The following is a 17,575-nucleotide window of genomic DNA, read 5'->3' on the forward strand; positions in this document are numbered from 1 at the left end:
TAAAATGATTGATACACATACACATCTGTACGCAGAAGAATTTGATGAAGACAGAAAAGAAGCTATTCAAAGGGCTTTAGATAAAGGAATTACAGAATTCTATCTTCCTGCCATTGATTCTGAATCCCATGAGAAGATGCTGCAGCTGGAAACAGAATATCCGGGACAGATTTTTTCAATGATGGGATTACATCCTTGTTATGTAAAACCGGAATCATGGGAAAAAGAACTTGAAATTGTAAAAAATTATCTCGAACAGAGACATTTTCCAGCAATAGGAGAGATCGGGATTGATCTGTATTGGGATAAAACAACACTGGATATTCAGGTGAAAGCTTTTGAACAGCAGATTGACTGGGCGATAGAAAAAGACCTTCCCATTGTGATTCATACAAGAGAGAGCTTTGATGAGACATTTGAAGTGCTGGAAAGAAAAAAACACCCAAAGCTGAGAGGGATTTTCCATTGCTTTTCAGGAAATCTGGAACAGGCACAGCATGCCGTTGATCTTAATTTTATTTTAGGAATTGGTGGTGTAGTCACCTTTAAAAATGGAAAAATAGACCAGTTTCTGAGTGAGATTCCATTGGATAAAATTGTTCTGGAAACAGATTCTCCTTATCTGGCGCCGGTTCCCCACAGAGGAAAAAGAAATGAAAGTTCCTATCTTGATCTGGTAGCTGGTAAGCTGGTAGATATTTATGGGAAAGATTTCTCTGAGATAGACCGCATTACTACAGAAAATGCAAAGAATCTTTTTCAGTAACAAAAGTTCTCAACTATAAGACAAACAAAAACCCTTTTCAATTTTGAAAAGGGTTTTATTTATTATTTCTTTCTGGTGAAATTCTTGTTCTTAGGCTTTTTGAATCCTACTGAAGCTCCTGTAGAAGGCTTTTTACGATTGTTATTTGGCCTTGAATTATTATTGCCTGCTGTTTTAGGTTTCTCACCACCCGCATGCATAGGCTTATTATTAGAATCTCTTTTCTGGGCAACCAAATCATCAGTATGGAATGGATGGTCTTTGATTATCGGGATTTTCTTTCCGATTAACTTTTCTGTATTCTTTAAATTCAAAAGATCAAGTCCGTCTACAAAAGATATAGAATTACCTTCAGCTCCGGCTCTGCCTGTTCTTCCGATTCTGTGTACATAGGTTTCAGAAACATCGGAAAGCTCAAAATTGATCACAAATTTCAATTCATCAATATCAATACCTCTTGCGGCAATATCTGTTGCTACAAGAACTCTTGTTTTTCCCGATTTAAAATTATTCAACGCATTTTGTCTCGCATTCTGAGATTTATTACCATGAATCGCTTCTGCAGAAATATTGTCTTTCTGAAGTTTTCTGGAAATCTTATCTGCACCATGCTTCGTTCTTGAAAATACCAGTACCGAATCTGAAATATCATTTTCAAGAATATGAGTTAATAAATTCAGTTTGTTATCTTTTTCTACAAAATAAACAGACTGTTTAATGGTATCTGCGGTAGAAGAAACCGGAGTTACTTCTACTTTTACCGGATTATTCAGGATAGAATTAGCCAGTTTCTGGATTTCATTCGGCATTGTTGCAGAAAAGAATAAAGTCTGTCTTCTCTGAGGTAAAAGTTTGATGATTCTTTTTACATCATGTACAAATCCCATATCCAGCATTCTGTCTGCTTCATCAAGAACAAAGATCTCAAGATTTTTTAAACTGATAATGCCCTGGGCAATAAAGTCAAGAAGCCTTCCTGGTGTTGCTACCAGAATATCAACTCCTTTTCTCAAAGCAGCTTCCTGATTTCCTTGTTTTACCCCTCCGAAAATTACAAGTTGCTTTAATGGAAGGTATTTACCGTAAGCATTAATATTTTCCTCAATCTGGATGGCCAGTTCTCTGGTTGGAGTAAGGATTAATGCTTTTATATGTTTATTGGGAATTTTATTTTTGGATAAATTCTGTAGAATAGGAATAGAAAAAGCAGCTGTTTTACCAGTTCCTGTCTGCGCGCAGCCTAAAAAATCTCTGCCCTCTAATATATCAGGAATCGATCTTTCCTGGATAGGAGTGGGAGTCGTGTATCCCTGCTCCTGAATTGCTTTTGCAATAGGTTCTATTAAGTTTAAGTCTGTAAAATTCAAATGAATTATTTTAAAATTTAAATAAAAATTCCTTCAGTCTGAAAGAATTACATTCTGCAAAGGTAGTTTAAATATTTTTAAGTATCTTATTCCACTTTTTTAGACTTATTTACTAGTGGAAAAAGAAATGGCCACCCAAATATGAGCCGCCATTTTTTTCTATTAAATGTCTGAAGTCTTATTTAAATTTATATCCTACGCCAGTCTGCAGAAATCCAATTTTAATAGGAACGGCATTGCTTTTATTCATTTCTATAAAATTGAAATTGTACCTGGCATCCACAAAAAACTTTTCATTAATCTTATATTCTGCACCCAGGAAAGGAAATAAATTCAAGGTTTTTAAAGATTCGTAATTGTGGGTTTCTGACTCATCAAAAAGATTATCCATTTTTACTTTGGATGATATGTTAAACCCTAAGTTGATTCCTGCAGATGCAGAAAGCTGTGGAACAATATAGTATTTTACTGAAACAGGAACCTGTATCTGATTGAATTTGTAATCAAAGTTCATATTACCCATGTTTATCACTTCATTGCCCACCAACTCATACCAGGGATAAGCATCTTTACCACCCAATTGAGTATACAGTAATTCAGCCTGCAAACCAAATTTAGAGGATAAAGGTTGTTCTGCTACGATACCTGCATAGAAATAGGATTTTGAATCCAGTCCAGTTCCAAAAAACTTCATATCGGATAAGGAATATCCTCCTTTTACCCCAAAGCTCATAGATGTCGGATTTTTTTGGTTTTCTTGTGCATTCAATAGTGCTGAGAAAGCAAATACTGCAAGGAAAAAAATGTTCTTCTTCATGTTTATTTTAAATGGTTACTAATTTTACAAAAAAAAATTCCTCCAAATGAAGGAATTACTGTGGCAAAGATAATTTAAATATTTTAGTGAAACTATTTCACCTTATTCCATTGTTGGTTCTTTCTTAAGTTTTCAAAAAATTTATATACTTCTGAAAGCTTTTCACTTCCGTTTTTTCCGTAGTCTTCAATGTTTTTTGAAGCTCCGTCAGCAAATTTGATTCTTAAATAAGAGGTTGGAAGATCGGTAATGTTTCGTTCACCATATTTGTCGTTTAGGCTTTTTACATTGAGCCCGTCCAGCAAACTGATTAATCTATTGTAATCCTCTTCCTTGATTGTCCCTTTAAAAGTTCCTTCGCGAGGCTTGGAAAACTCATCTTTTGAAGGTTTATCATTAAAATTAAAATGTTCCGCTTCAAAAACTGCAGTTCTGTCCGGACTGATTGTCATTTTAAAAACAGGACAGAATCCGAAACAGGGAGTAGCCTCATATTCAATAGCAGAATATTTTGAATTTACTTTCTGAGAAGTACACGAAAATAAAAATACAAATGCGCAAAGACCTAGTAAATATTTCATAGTTTAAAATTTCGGAGATTCTCCCAATAATTGTTCCAAAAGATAAAAACCTTCCTTTGTTTTTATGTTAAATATAAATGGAGAATCTGCTTAACCTTTTATTTGAACCATTAAGATTGTATTAAGGTGTTAAGAATATGAAGATGAACTCCGCTTTATACTTAAGAATCGGAATGATTTACTTAACTATACTTTATTTCTTAAATCCTACTTAATGGTTTAAAATATTGTCTAAAAGAAATAGAGTTAATTTTATACAAAACAGCCTCAGAGAAAATCTGAGGCTGTTTTTGTATGTTGCAGTTCCATTTTAAAATAAAACTGGTGAATCAATGTTTTTTCTATCCGTGCAATTGCTTCCAGATGGCATCTTTCAGTTCCATAAGGCCTTCTCCGGTAACTCCTGAGAAGAACAGCGGCTGCTTGTTCTCCGGAAACTCTGCTGAGATTTCTTTTTTCAGTTCATCATCCAAAAGGTCAGATTTTGAAACGGAAACAATGAAATCCTTATCTAAAAGTTCAGGATTGTATTCCTTCAGCTCATTTTCCAGAATCTTAAACTCCTGATAGTGGTCTTCAGAATCAGAAGGAATTAAAAATAACAGGATAGAGTTTCTTTCAATATGTCTCAGGAATCTGTGTCCTAAGCCTTTTCCTTCCGCTGCTCCTTCAATAATTCCCGGAATATCAGCCATTACAAAAGACTTGTAATTTCTGTAATCTACAATTCCAAGGTTAGGAGTCAGAGTGGTAAAGGCGTAATTGGCAATTTTTGGTTTTGCTGCAGAAACAGATGCTAAAAGTGTAGATTTTCCAGCATTTGGAAACCCAACAAGTCCTACATCGGCCAAAATTTTAAGCTCAAAGACAACATAGCCTTCTTCACCATCCATTCCGGGTTGAGCATATCTTGGGGTCTGATTGGTAGAAGATTTGAAATGTTCGTTTCCTTTTCCTCCTTTTCCTCCCTGCATCAAAATGATTTCCTGCTTGTCATCAAGGATTTCTCCGATAATTTCACCCTCCTCATTTTTAGCAATGGTCCCAATAGGAACATCGATATAAATATCAGAACCGTCAGCTCCGGTCAGCTGGTTTTTTGCTCCGTTTTCACCCCGTTCTGCTTTTATGTGACGGGTGTATCGAAGTGGAAGCAAAGTCCATTCATTAGCATTTCCTCTCATGATGACGTGTCCGCCACGACCTCCGTCGCCACCGTCAGGACCACCTTTAGGGATATACTTTTCACGGCGAAGGTGGGCAGAACCAGCACCTCCGTGTCCGCTTTTACAATGGATCTTTACGTAATCTACAAAGTTAGACATATAGTTTGTGTTGCGAGTTGCAGGCTACGGGACGAAATTTTCTATCCCGCACCCGTATCCCGATTATTTAATTTTCTCTACTTCAGCGAAAAGTTTTTGGGAAATTTCATCAATTTCTCCAACACCGTTTACCTCTACATATTTACCCTGCTGCTTATAAAGCTCGGCAACTTCTGCTGTTTTAGTATAATATTCTTTAATTCTGTTTTCGATGATCTCTACATTGCTGTCGTCTGATCTTCCGCTGGTTTCACCTCTTTTCAGAAGTCTTTCAACCAAAATTTTATCCTCTACTACCAATGAAAGACAGATATCAATATCGTCATTCAGTACTTCCTTAACGATGGTTTCCAAAGCTTCTGTCTGAGCCGTTGTTCTTGGATATCCATCAAAAATAAAACCGTTGGTATCAGTAGGTTTTTTGATCTCGTCGATCAGCATATCTGTTGTTACCTGATCCGGAACCAATTCTCCCTTATCGATGTATGACTTAGCCAGTTTTCCAAGTTCAGTGTCATTTTTCATATTGTATCTGAAAAGATCACCTGTTGAAACCTGTTTTAAATTGAATTTTTCGATTAGATTCTGAGCTTGTGTTCCTTTTCCACTTCCTGGAGGGCCGAACAGAACAATGTTTATCATAATGTTGATACGCTTCCAGCCGTTAGTAATACACTGTTGGCTTTTAGCTTTTTTAAGTTAATATTTTACTTTTATTTCGATTAAGTTTTAAAGCTAACAGCCAATAGCCGGTAGCTAATGACAATAATTAATGGTTGATTTGTCCGTCTTCCAATTGATATAAATTAGGTAGGTTTCTTCCCAATTCATCATAATCAAGTCCGTATCCAAGTACAAATTTGTTCGGAATTTCCCTTCCGATATAATCCAGCTTGAAATCTTTCTTGTAAATCTCAGGTTTCAGTAAGAAACTGGCCAGTTTTACGGATTTCGGACGTTGTGTTTCCTTGAAATATTTGAAAAGACTCTCAACCGTGTTTCCTGTATCTACGATATCTTCTACAAGAATGATGTGACGGTCTCTTACATCTTTGGTAAGTTCCATTTTCTGATAAACAATCCCTGTAGATTCAGTTCCTACATAAGAACTCATTTGAATGAAGGCAATTTCACATTCCCCCGGGTAATATTTTAAAAGATCTGAGAAGAACATCACCACCCCATTTAAAACGCCAATGAATACAGGCACTTCATCTTTATAATCTTCATAAATTCTTAACGCTGTCTCTTTTACAATTTCCTGAATTTCGGCATCCTTTAAATAAGGAACGAAAGTTTTGTCGTGAACTTTAATGCTTTCCATAAAATTTTTAGTAGGAGGCAAAGTTACGGATTTTTGATTAAAATACTTTCCTGTTTTTATGAGTTTGAAAGTTTGGCGCTTTCGGGATGATAGATTGGAGTATCATGATGAAGCCTGTTTAAATAAGAATAAGTATAAATGATTGAACGACATAGAAAGGTATAACCTTAGAAAAATGAATTCTTTGGCAGAGAATAAATGCCTTGTGTTTAAATATGGAAGAAAAAAGAGATGATAAATATCCTGATAATTATTGGAAAAATGGATATTGCAGAAAATGAGTATCTTTGTTCTTTCAAAATCCAAAATACGGACATGTAGGATATCATTTCTTTCAGATTCAATAAAAACAGTAACGAAGATGTTACTGGTATTCAACCATTTTTTAAGAAAGAAATCATGATTTTACTACAAAATATATCCTTTGGGTTTCCGGGAGGAAATCTTCTATTTAATCATATCAATTTAACAATACAGTCTCAAACCAAATCTGCATTGGTGGGAAGTAATGGTATGGGAAAATCAACCCTGCTGAAAATAATCGCGGGTGAAATACAGCCTTTAGAGGGCAATATTAATATTCTCGGCGATATTTTCTATGTTCCTCAGATATTTGGGAACTTTAACCATCTTACCATTGCTGAATGTCTTAAAATAGATCAGAAACTGAATGCTCTCCAAAAAATTACCAATGGAGAAGTGGATGAAATTTTTTTTGAAATACTCAATGACGACTGGGATATTGAAGAGCGCTGCCAGCAGGCATTGGAGCATTGGGGACTTGACAATTTTGATCTAAATCAAACACTGGAAGGTTTAAGTGGCGGCCAGAAGACAAAGGTTTTTCTTGCCGGAATCCAGATCAGCCAGCCTGATATTATCATTTTGGATGAACCCACCAATCATCTGGATCTTGAAGGAAGAAAGTTATTGTATGACCTTATTGATAAAACAGATGCAGCAGTAATAATTGTAAGCCACGACCGGACTTTACTGAATCTTGTTGATACCATTTTTGAATTAAGCAATCAGGGAATTACTGCATATGGCGGGAACTATGATTTCTATGCAGAGCAAAAAGAAGTGGAGGAAGAAGCTTTGCATAATGACATCCATGCAAAAGAACGGGCGCTGAAAAAAGCAAAAGAAAAAGAACGGGAAACACTGGAACGAAAACAGAAACTGGACGCAAAAGGAAAGCAAAAGCAGGAAAAATCCGGAGTTGCACGCATTATGATGAATACGCTTCGGAATAATGCTGAAAAAAATAGTTCAAAACTGAAAAGTGTACATGCAGAGAAAATCAGTGGGATTTCAGAGGGGCTGAGAGATCTGCGCTCCTCCTTAAAGAATTCTGAACAGATGAAAGTGAACTTTAATGATTCCAGTCTGCATTCAGGGAAGATTTTAATTACTGCTGATGATATGAACTTCAATTATGGAAATGGAAATCTATGGAAAGAAAATTTCAACCTTGAGATCCGAAGTGGGGAAAGAATTTCAATCAAAGGTCAGAATGGCTCAGGAAAAACTACGCTGATCAAGCTTCTGCTGGGAAATATTAAACCTTCGGAAGGGAAAATAACCAAGACGGAATTCAACACTATTTATATTGATCAGGAATATTCTCTGATTGATCAGGACTCAACGCTTTATGATTTTGTTCAGACCTTTAATGACAGTGCAATACAGGAATCCGAAGTGAAAACATTATTGTCAAGATTTTTGTTTTGGAAAGATACCTGGAACAAGAAATGTGGTATGCTGAGTGGAGGAGAACGTTTGCGCCTGCTTCTCTGCGGACTTTCCATCAGCAATAAAGCCCCGGATATGATCATCCTTGATGAACCTACCAATAATCTTGATCTCCAGAATATAGAAATTCTCACCAATTCCATTAAAGACTATCATGGAACATTGCTGGTGATTTCCCACGACGAAGTTTTTCTGAAAGAGATTGGTGTGAATAGTGAGGTTTTGTTGGATTAAGAACTGTATTCATACTTTGTCATTCCGTAGGAATCTAAATATTATGAGGTTTCTGCGAAATGCTAATTATTTATTTTCTGCGAATGAATAATGTAGTTGGTATTCAATAGGGACGGGCTTTGGCCCGTCTTTAAAATATAGAATAAGAATCCATTGGCTTTAGCCAAAACCTATTATAAAAAACCTGGAAATTGATTTCCAGGTTTTTTATTTTTATATGAAAAAAAGATTATTTCTTTGTTTTCTTAATCGCATCCAGATAAATCTTTTTAATACTGTTTTTCTCTTCTTTCTCACTGATATTTTCAAGAGCTGGAAGTAGAGTCGTATTATGCTTAGTCTTCAGTTTCAAAATTTCACCTAATGCAAATGCTGCACTCCATCGTACTACAGTTCCTTCATGTTCCGTATTCACTAACAAATTAGAAATAGCTGGATCCAGATTTTCAGGGAATAAATGAGCTGTGTTACCTATTACTTTGGCACTTTCCCATTTTATTCTGGGTGCTTTTTCAGTAAGGGTTTGGGTAACAAATGAAAATACGGTTTCATCCGCTAGATTGGAATTCTGTTTTGTAGCATATTCCAAGGCTTCTACGCAGGTTGCCTTTACAGGATCTTTTGATTTTTCAGCGAAAGCAATTAATTCATCAGTAGGTAAAGAAGCATCAATAATCCATTTGCTGATGATGTCTACCTTTTCTTTTGATTTTACAGTCTTGTCTTTTATAAGTTCTTCTATAGTCACGGTGATTGATTATTTTTTTTAAGTGTCCTAAAATAGCAATTCTTTTGAAAGTAGCATAATCAATGTCATTGCGAGCAAAGCGAAGCAATCTCTATATAGCCTGTTTTATTGTATTCAGAATAATGTCCATCTTTTGAGGCAGGTCATAATCTCCTGAAAGCTCAATCAAAGGAGTATTCATTGCAGACAGCCATTCCAAATGGGTTTTCAAAGTTCTGTTGGCAATACCCGTATGGTGATCATAATCTTTAGCCCAATCCATAAACTTCTGAAATTTTTCTGCTCTTTCCGGATTGGTAATAATTTCGTCTCCATATCTTTCATATTCTCTTTTTCTCAGCCTTTCCATTCTGATTTCGGGAGGGAGATAGAGGAAAATAATCAGGTCAAATGTCGGAAATACATTTTCACCCCAATGAATGATTGAGCCACCAAAAGTCCAGTTTTCAGAAGTATGAAGTTTTTCCGAAACAATTGAATTTCTCGTTTCAGGGTTTTGTCTTTCTGTAAAAGGGATTGGTGTTGGAAGCCAGAAAAAATCATCACTGTCAAAGTATTCAATTTGGAGTTCTTCAGACAAAGCTTTTCCTAAAGTGGTCACTCCGGAACCCGATGCTCCGAAAATATGTATTCTCATGATTTTTAAGTGTATTACATCCGCGAAATCTGCAAAATTTGCGAGAGATTCTTTCTATTTTGAAATCCAGTCATCAATTTCCTTCAATACCTCTTCTCGTATTTCCTCATTTAAAATCTCATGACGCATTTCCGGATAGATCTTTACTTCCACATTCTGAAAGCCATCAGCTTTTAAATTATCGACTGTATGCATAACTCCTTTTCCAAAGTCACCTATCGGATCATTCTGTCCGCTTACAAACAGAAAAGGAAATGACTTAGAAATAGGAGCAGCCCAATTTCTCGCTGTCGCTTTTTTATAAATAGTAAATAAAGTATAAAAAGCATTATGAGTGAACGGAATTCCACAAAGCTCATCCTGCTCAAAAGCTTTTCTGTTGTTAGAATTTACACTCAGCCAGCTGGTATCGCCGAAATCTTTATCTTTTTTAAAATGTTTATTATTAACGTTCGTGAACACAGAATTCAAAAAAGTACGATGATGAGGTGCAACGGTATTAGCTAATGACAAATAACCTCTTAATATATTAATTTCTGCTAAAGGTCCGCCGGTTCCCGTAATGACAGCTCCTGCAAACTTATTGCTTGCTTTTTGAAGAAGACAGCGTGTAATAAATGATCCCATAGAATGGCCCAAAATAAAATGCGGAACATCCGGATATTGCTCTGCAAGATAATCCGCCATCATTTCTGCATCCGCTACAAGCCTTTCATCCGGTTTTTCAAGCTGAAAGAAACCAATATCCTTTTTCTCTTTGACAGATTTTCCATGTCCCAGATGATCATACGTCAATACAGCAATCCCATGAGCTGCAAAATATTCTGCAATCTCTCCATATCTTCCACTGTGTTCCTGCATGCCATGAACAATGAGAAGGGTGGCTTTTACTGTTTCCGGGGAAAATATGGTGTGGAAAAGCTGAGACTCACTGTTTATTTTTGAGGGTAGGTATGCTGATGTTTGGGATGAGATCATAGCAATTGGAATATTATTTTATTTCAATGTTTGGAAGTTTATAATTTCCAACAGTTTCAATTAATTGAGTAGAATTGGATTTTAGATTATTAAAGAAAGTATCCATATTTTCCGGATATCCTCTTTCACTCATTGCAAAAAGAAAAATACCTTTGTTTTTACCCTCATTAATAAGTTTATAACGGTAAATATTTCGTTCAGCAATCAATATTTCTTTTCCGTCCTTTGAATTTTCACTAATAAGAAAATCTAAAATATACTCTCCATTGTTTTCAAGAATCTGATAATTGACAACAGGGTTGTTTTTTTTCATCTCCTGAAGTTCAGTTACTTTTTGATCAACAATATCCTTAAGATTGAAGTCACCCTTTATGAAGTCAATTAAAACCATACTGTTGTATTTATTGACATTTTCATTGGAGCTTAAATATTCTTGTTTGAAATAATTTTCATTAGGATGTGAACTCCAGACAAGAGTATATTCTTTTTGATTCAATTTAATAGGACCTGGTACATTTAGATAATCACTCACTTTATTTTGAGCGTTTACATAAAGCAGAGGTGTTGTTAAAAGTAGAATCAGAATTTTAAATTTCATTTTAAATATTTTAGAGTAAATATAATCCATTTTATATAGGCATGAAAGTAAAAATAATAGAAATGGAGTCATATTAACCTCATGATTTTCACCCTAACTCAAAATAAATATCCTCTAGAATTTGGCCGTCATTTTTTTTAAAAGTAATTTTGCACGAATCTAAAAACAAAAGTAAAATATGTCAACTTATGTAGTTGTAGGTCTTCAGTACGGAGATGAAGGCAAAGGAAAAATCACGGATGTTTTATCAGCAAAATCGGACTATGTAGTACGTTTCCAGGGTGGAGATAACGCTGGTCACACGGTTTATGTAGGTGAAGAAAAATTCGTTTTGCACCTTCTTCCTTCAGGAGTTCTTCAATGCAAAGGGAAATGTATCATTGCGAACGGAGTAGTGGTAAACCCTAAATCTTTTATTAGAGAAGTTGGTCAGATCGAGAGCAAAGGCTTGAGAACAGATCACATCTTTATCAGCAGAAGAGCGCATGTCATCATGCCTTACCACATCCTTTTGGATACTTACCGTGAAGAGGAACACGGAGGAACTCAGATCGGAACTACCAAAAAAGGAATCGGACCTTGTTATGAAGATAAAATTGCAAGAGTCGGGATCAGAATGGTAGACCTTTTAAATCCTGAAATTTTAAGAGATAAAATTGAGAAAAACTTAAAAGTTAAAAATTCTCTTTTTGAAAAATATTACGGAAAACCAACTTTGGACGTTGAAGAAATCTACAATGAATATTTAGAAATCGGAAAACAACTTCAGGACAGAATCGTTGATACTGAATTGGAACTGAACGAGGCGATCAGAGATGGTAAGAATGTATTATTCGAAGGAGCACAGGCATTAATGCTTGATATCGACTTCGGAACATATCCATACGTAACTTCATCTTCTCCATCTACAGGAGGTGTGTGTTCAGGAGCAGGAGTTCCACCAACATCCCTTCAAAACCTTATTGGAGTAGCTAAAGCATACTGTACAAGAGTTGGAAACGGTCCTTTCCCTTCAGAATTAGATAACGAACTGGGTGAAAAAATCAGACAGATCGGAGGTGAATTCGGAGCCACTACAGGTAGACCGAGAAGAACAGGTTGGTTAGACCTTGTTTCTTTAAAGCATGCTTGTATGATCAACGGAATCAACAATCTTGTGATCACTAAGCTTGACGTTCTTACAGGAATTGAAAACCTGAAAGTAGTAACACATTACAAAACTGAAGATGGAAAAATTATTGATTACTTCACTTCATCTACAGAAAAATTGTACAACTACGAACCAATCTACCAGGATTTACCAGGTTGGAGCGAAGATATTACAAAAGCAAGAAGCTATGATGAACTTCCTGATACTGCTCAGAAATACATCGAGTTTATTGAGAAATATTTAGGAATTAATGTATACTTAGTTTCTGTAGGTCCTGAAAGAAGTCAGAACATCATCAGAAAAGAATTATTCTAATATTCTTAGACTATTAAATAAAAAAGAGACTGTCGCTTGATGGTCTCTTTTTTTGTTTTAATCTATTTGTTTTTTTGCTGAAGGAGTACAACAATCACAACTTAAAAGATTTTTGGTGGGGTCATTCCGGTTTTGAATTTTTGTATACTTTTGTTTTAATACATAAAATATAAATAAGAAAAAGAATAATGGAAGAAAATAAAATACCACAACGCTTTCTGGACAATATTGTGATCAGTTTATATTTTACCATTGCATATGCTGTTTTGATTATTGTTTACTTAGGCTTGCCATTCAGTGTAAGTTCAAATTTCTTATTGATTCTGTTTATTGCCTGCAGTTTGATTTTTAGTATAGGGGCAATCTATTTTGCCTCTAAAAGTTATTCAAAAACAAAGATCAGTTCTGTTATTCTCATTATGATTAATGCTTTGGGATTATTAATACCGCTAACTCTTCTTTTACTGCTTATATAATCTCTTACTAAGCTAATCCTCTGTTGTTTGTGTTTTGTTGTTCTTATTTATTTTCATAAGAAACAGTCCTGTTTTTCTGTGTAAATTTTCTATTTAAAAATGTTAAAATTCAAACATTATCATAAAATTTTCTAATATTATGTTGTTTTGCTAAAATTTTGGCAGATGTTTTGATATTACAACATTGCTTATCGATAAGAGCTAACCAAACTAATAATCAAAATTTTTAACAGTTTAAAAAGTAGTAGTGATGAAACAACATAATCAAAACCAGGAATTTCGTTTTAACGAAGTTCTCTTTGAGCACCGCAATAAAGAATATGGTGCCTATGCATTAAGAAACGAATCAGATCGAATATTAACCAAAGCGCTTTTTATCGGAGCAAGTTTAATGGCAGCAGTATCCATTACACCATTTGTGCTTTCTGCATTTAAACCTGCAGAAGTACCTACAGGAACTATATATAACCTTCCACATGTAATTGAGATTCAAGATGTAGAAAAGCCGAAAGATCCTCCTGTACAAATTGTAAAACCAACGCCACCGGCTCCCGCAGTAAAAACTTATGATGACAGATTACCAGAGCCTAAAGCTATTGTTACCAATGAAAAACAAGTTGTGGATAAAACTAATGCAGTAGCAAGCACAGAAACATCTGAAGGTAAAGAGACTCCGACTACAAGCTATATTCCAATTGTTCCTCGAGTTATAGGAGGTGATGGGCCACCAGCTGTAAAAGCTGATCCGGTAGTTGAAAAAGCTGATCCTAAAAAGATTGAAACGGAATTAAGTGTAGAAGCTAATTTCACAGGAGGAATAGACTCCTTCAGAAATAAAGTAATGAACAACTTCGACGGTTCAGGATTTGAATCAGAAGATGTTGTGAAAACGACAGTTACCTTTATTGTAGAAATGGACGGAACCATCTCAGGGGTAAAAGCTAATGGAACCAACGCCGAATTTAACAATGAGGCCATGAGAACAATTAAAAACATCTCAAGCAAAGGAAAATGGATCCCGGCCAAAAACAAAAAAGGAGAATTCGTAAGAAGTTATTTCAAATTTCCTATCTCAATGAAGTTTGATAATTAATACGGAAAAACACATTTCAAATAGTTATCCACAAAGATTTTTTTTTGTGGATAATTTTTTTTATTGCTAAATTGCTTATTAACAATATTTTAACTCAATTTTGATTTTCCCCACTCACCGAGAGCAAAGAAAAAAGTGTATTTTTGAAACTTAAAGTTCTAATAATGGCAAAAATCATAGGTATTGCTAATCAAAAAGGAGGTGTTGGTAAAACTACCACCGCTGTAAATTTGGCAGCAGCATTAGGAGTATTGGAAAAAAAAATATTAATCATTGATGCTGATCCTCAGGCAAATGCTACATCCGGTTTGGGTGTTGAAGATGTTCAGTATTCCACCTATAATCTACTGGAGCATAGTGCAGAAACAAGAGTTTGTATCAAAAGAACAGCAACTCCGAATCTGGATATTATCCCGTCACATATTGACCTGGTAGCTGCTGAAATTGAATTGGTAGACAAGGAAGACCGTGAGTATATGCTGAGAAAAGCACTGGCTAGTGTAAGAGACGATTATGATTACATTATCATCGACTGTGCACCGAGTTTAGGTCTTATTACAGTAAATGCTCTTACTGCAGCAGATTCTGTAATTATTCCAATCCAGTGTGAGTATTTTGCATTAGAAGGACTTGGGAAACTTTTGAATACCGTTAAAAACGTTCAGAAAATCCATAATAAAGATCTTGGAATTGAGGGTCTTCTTCTTACGATGTATGACAGCCGATTGAGATTATCCAATCAGGTAGTGGAAGAAGTAAACCTGCACTTCCCGGAAATGGTTTTTGAAACTATTATCAGCAGAAACGTAAGATTGAGTGAAGCACCAAGTTTCGGGGAAAGTATCCTGAATTATGATGCAGAAAGTAAAGGAGCTGTTCAGTATATTCAGTTAGCTGAAGAAGTTCTTTTGAGGAACGAAAACTTAATAAAGAATTAAATTAATAATAAATGGCCAATAAGTGTATGCTGGTCATCACTTGTTAAACATCATTTATCCATTATATCTATGAAGGACAAAAAAAGAGCTATGGGACGCGGTTTGGGCGCCATTTTAAGCGCAGAATCTAAAGCAACTGTCAATTCAGCTACTGATGAAGGAGCAGATAAGTTTGTGGGAAATATTGTAGAAGTTTCGCTTGAAGATATTTATCCAAACCCGACGCAGCCGAGAACTTATTTTGATGAAAAAGCATTAAACGAGCTTGCACAGTCAATTGAAAACCTAGGGGTAATCCAGCCGATTACCCTGAGAAAAGATGGTGAAAAGTTTGAAATCATTTCCGGGGAAAGACGTTACAGAGCAACTAAGATTGCGGGGTTAACGACTATTCCTGCCTATATCCGTTTAGTGAATGATCAGGAACTTCTTGAGATGGCTCTTGTTGAAAATATCCAGAGAGAAGATCTTGATGCCATCGAAATTGCACTTACGTATCATAGGCTTTTAGAGGAAATAGGGCTTACTCAGGAAAATCTGAGCCAGAGAATAGGAAAGGACAGAAGTACTATTACGAACTCTATCAGGCTGTTAAGACTGAATCCGGATATTCAGAATGCCATCAGAAGCGGTGAGATTTCTGCAGGACACGGCCGGGCAATCATCAGTCTTGAAAGCGAAGAAGATCAACAGGTGTTGTTCGATCTTATTATCAAAGAAAAATTAAACGTTCGTCAGGCAGAGCAGGCAGCTGCTGCATTGAAGAATCCAAAGTCTCCCGCTGCAAAAAAAGCAAAAGTGGAGCTTTCCAATAACTATAAAAAAGCCCAGAAGACCATCGCTGATATCTTAGACGTAAAAGTAGAGATCAAATCTTTTGGAAATGGTAAAAAAGGTAAAATTGTCCTGGACTTCAAAAATGAAGAAGAGCTGGAATATATTTTATCCCATATTAAATAATGAAGAAAATATTTTTCACATTTTTCTTGTGTATCGCTGCATTGGCCTATTCACAAGTGAAACCTATTGATACCGTTCGGATGCAGACTCCTCCGACAGAGGAACCCCGTGTGGTAAAACCAGGGAAAACAGAAGCAAAGATCATTGAAGATCTTGAAAAAGCCAATGGACCTACAGTAAAAACCATAAAGCTGAATCCCACCAGAGCAGGATTATATTCTGCCGTTTTACCGGGATTGGGACAGTTTTATAACAAAAAATACTGGAAGATTCCCATTGTTTGGGGAGCGGTAGGAGCCGGAGTAGGTATTGCTGTATGGAATGACAACCAGTACAAAAAATATCGTGAATACTACATCGCGAAACTTAACGGAACACCCAATGAATTTGTAGACAGTCACCCGTTTTTAGATAAAAGAGCATTAGGAAATGCTCAGGACAGAGCTAAAAGGCAAAGAGATTACGCCATTGCAATTACAGGACTTATTTATATTCTGAATATTGTAGATGCTGTAGTAGATGCCCACCTTTACGAAAGCCGTCATGACCCGGATCTGGTTTTTAAGCCATCAGTGATTCAGGATCAGTACGGATACAGTGCTCCAAAAACAGGGTTCAGTTTAAGTTATAGATTTTAGAAGACAACATATCTGCAAAAGACTCCGGTTGAAAGCAGTATTTAAAAATAAAAAAGATTATATGAAAATAGCATTAGTTGGTTATGGTAAAATGGGTAAGATCATTGATGAGATCGCACAGAAAAGAGGTCATGAAGTAGTTGCCCGCCTTAAGGAAACCCCAACTGCTGAAAATCTTAATAATCCGGATGTTGTGATTGAATTTTCGCTGCCGGAAGTGGCATTTGAAAACATCAAAGCTTGTCTTGAAAACAAAATTCCGGTGATCTGTGGAACGACAGGCTGGCTGGATCAGAAAGAAGAAATAGAAAAACTGGCTGTAGAAAACGGTACAGCATTCCTATATGGTTCCAACTTTAGCTTAGGAGTCAATTTGTTTTTTGCTTTAAACGAAAAACTTGCAGATCTGATGAAAAACGTAGATGAATACTCGTGCCAGCTGGAAGAGATTCACCACATTCACAAAAAAGATGCTCCAAGCGGAACCGCTATTTCCATTGCAGAAGGAATTATCCAAAACAATCCGAAATTCGATGCCTGGAAACTGGAAGAAACAAAAGGCAAACAACTAGGAATTTTTGCAGTACGCGAAGATGAAGTTCCGGGAACACACAGCGTATATTACAGAAGCGAAGTAGATGAAATCGAGATCAAGCATACGGCTTTCAACAGAAACGGTTTTGCACTGGGAGCTGTGGTAGCTGCCGAATGGATCAAAGATAAAAAAGGAAACTTCGCAATGAAAGATGTTTTGGGACTTTAATTTGTAACAAATTCTGTAAATTGCAGACAAATAAACAGAAAATGATGAATAGTGAATTGTAAACAGCGGACTGCTTTTATCATTTATTAGTCATCATTTTTATTATAAGAAT

The 17,575-nt window shown here is 35.8% G+C and carries 19 protein-coding genes; 9 read left to right on the plus strand and 10 right to left on the minus strand.

The window, feature by feature from the left end; translation table 11 throughout:
- The first annotated feature begins 4 nt into the window (after nt 1-4).
- Nucleotides 5-766, plus strand: a complete 762-nt coding sequence (locus FW781_RS21795) for a TatD family hydrolase (protein WP_149389352.1) — start codon at nt 5-7, stop codon at nt 764-766.
- A gap of 62 nt (nt 767-828) precedes the next feature.
- On the opposite strand, the gene FW781_RS21800 is transcribed toward FW781_RS21795, so the two are convergent.
- From FW781_RS21800 to FW781_RS21825, 6 genes are all read right to left on the minus strand, one after another.
- Nucleotides 829-2,133 carry a DEAD/DEAH box helicase gene (locus FW781_RS21800; RefSeq protein WP_149389353.1) on the minus strand — a complete coding sequence of 435 codons (1,305 nt, stop codon included), beginning with the start codon at nt 2,131-2,133 and terminating at the stop codon, nt 829-831.
- A gap of 178 nt (nt 2,134-2,311) precedes the next feature.
- The gene (locus FW781_RS21805) at nt 2,312-2,950 is read right to left on the minus strand and encodes a porin family protein (RefSeq protein WP_149389354.1); all 639 of its coding nucleotides are present in this window, start codon (nt 2,948-2,950) and stop codon (nt 2,312-2,314) included.
- A gap of 92 nt (nt 2,951-3,042) precedes the next feature.
- A complete protein-coding gene (locus tag FW781_RS21810) occupies nt 3,043-3,531 on the minus strand; it encodes a DUF6438 domain-containing protein (protein WP_149389355.1) in 489 nt (162 codons plus the stop codon).
- A 341-nt stretch (nt 3,532-3,872) separates the two neighbouring features.
- Nucleotides 3,873-4,856, minus strand: a complete 984-nt coding sequence (gene obgE, locus FW781_RS21815) for a GTPase ObgE (protein ID WP_149389356.1) — start codon at nt 4,854-4,856, stop codon at nt 3,873-3,875.
- A gap of 63 nt (nt 4,857-4,919) precedes the next feature.
- The gene (locus FW781_RS21820; protein WP_047374143.1) at nt 4,920-5,498 is read right to left on the minus strand and encodes an adenylate kinase; all 579 of its coding nucleotides are present in this window, start codon (nt 5,496-5,498) and stop codon (nt 4,920-4,922) included.
- Between the two features lie 127 nt (nt 5,499-5,625).
- Complete coding sequence (locus FW781_RS21825; RefSeq protein ID WP_047420642.1) at nt 5,626-6,180, minus strand: phosphoribosyltransferase; 555 nt, start codon at nt 6,178-6,180, stop codon at nt 5,626-5,628.
- A gap of 399 nt (nt 6,181-6,579) precedes the next feature.
- Between FW781_RS21825 and abc-f the strand changes: the two genes are divergently transcribed.
- Nucleotides 6,580-8,169, plus strand: coding sequence for a ribosomal protection-like ABC-F family protein (abc-f, locus tag FW781_RS21830; protein ID WP_149389357.1), 1,590 nt, complete (start codon nt 6,580-6,582; stop codon nt 8,167-8,169).
- 229 nt (nt 8,170-8,398) lie between these two features.
- Here abc-f and FW781_RS21835 read toward each other — a convergent pair whose 3' ends face one another.
- The 4 genes from FW781_RS21835 to FW781_RS21850 form a co-directional block, all read right to left on the minus strand.
- Nucleotides 8,399-8,917, minus strand: a complete 519-nt coding sequence (locus FW781_RS21835; RefSeq protein ID WP_149389358.1) for a HEAT repeat domain-containing protein — start codon at nt 8,915-8,917, stop codon at nt 8,399-8,401.
- A 91-nt stretch (nt 8,918-9,008) separates the two neighbouring features.
- The gene (locus tag FW781_RS21840) at nt 9,009-9,554 is read right to left on the minus strand and encodes an AAA family ATPase (protein ID WP_149389359.1); all 546 of its coding nucleotides are present in this window, start codon (nt 9,552-9,554) and stop codon (nt 9,009-9,011) included.
- A 54-nt stretch (nt 9,555-9,608) separates the two neighbouring features.
- Nucleotides 9,609-10,532 (minus strand): alpha/beta fold hydrolase, encoded by a 924-nt coding sequence (locus FW781_RS21845; RefSeq protein WP_149389360.1) that lies wholly within the window; start codon nt 10,530-10,532, stop codon nt 9,609-9,611.
- 13 nt (nt 10,533-10,545) lie between these two features.
- Nucleotides 10,546-11,130 (minus strand): hypothetical protein, encoded by a 585-nt coding sequence (locus FW781_RS21850; RefSeq protein ID WP_149389361.1) that lies wholly within the window; start codon nt 11,128-11,130, stop codon nt 10,546-10,548.
- Between the two features lie 178 nt (nt 11,131-11,308).
- Between FW781_RS21850 and FW781_RS21855 the strand changes: the two genes are divergently transcribed.
- From FW781_RS21855 to dapB, 7 genes are all read left to right on the plus strand, one after another.
- Complete coding sequence (locus FW781_RS21855) at nt 11,309-12,595, plus strand: adenylosuccinate synthase (RefSeq protein WP_047380949.1); 1,287 nt, start codon at nt 11,309-11,311, stop codon at nt 12,593-12,595.
- Between the two features lie 188 nt (nt 12,596-12,783).
- On the plus strand, nt 12,784-13,071 hold the full coding sequence (locus tag FW781_RS21860) for a hypothetical protein (RefSeq protein WP_149389362.1): 288 nt from the start codon (nt 12,784-12,786) through the stop codon (nt 13,069-13,071).
- A 250-nt stretch (nt 13,072-13,321) separates the two neighbouring features.
- Nucleotides 13,322-14,164 carry an energy transducer TonB gene (locus FW781_RS21865; RefSeq protein ID WP_149389363.1) on the plus strand — a complete coding sequence of 281 codons (843 nt, stop codon included), beginning with the start codon at nt 13,322-13,324 and terminating at the stop codon, nt 14,162-14,164.
- Between the two features lie 164 nt (nt 14,165-14,328).
- A complete protein-coding gene (locus FW781_RS21870; protein ID WP_149389364.1) occupies nt 14,329-15,102 on the plus strand; it encodes a ParA family protein in 774 nt (257 codons plus the stop codon).
- A gap of 69 nt (nt 15,103-15,171) precedes the next feature.
- Nucleotides 15,172-16,062, plus strand: a complete 891-nt coding sequence (locus FW781_RS21875) for a ParB/RepB/Spo0J family partition protein (RefSeq protein ID WP_149389365.1) — start codon at nt 15,172-15,174, stop codon at nt 16,060-16,062.
- Complete coding sequence (locus FW781_RS21880) at nt 16,062-16,700, plus strand: DUF5683 domain-containing protein (protein WP_149389366.1); 639 nt, start codon at nt 16,062-16,064, stop codon at nt 16,698-16,700. The genes FW781_RS21875 and FW781_RS21880 overlap by 1 nt, the downstream gene beginning before the upstream one ends.
- Nucleotides 16,701-16,761: 61 nt before the next feature.
- Entirely contained in the window at nt 16,762-17,463 is a 702-nt protein-coding gene (dapB, locus tag FW781_RS21885; protein WP_149389367.1) for a 4-hydroxy-tetrahydrodipicolinate reductase, read from the plus strand.
- Nucleotides 17,464-17,575: the final 112 nt, after the last annotated feature.

The organism is Chryseobacterium panacisoli (assembly GCF_008274625.1).
Classification (GTDB): Bacteria; Bacteroidota; Bacteroidia; order Flavobacteriales; family Weeksellaceae; genus Chryseobacterium; species Chryseobacterium panacisoli.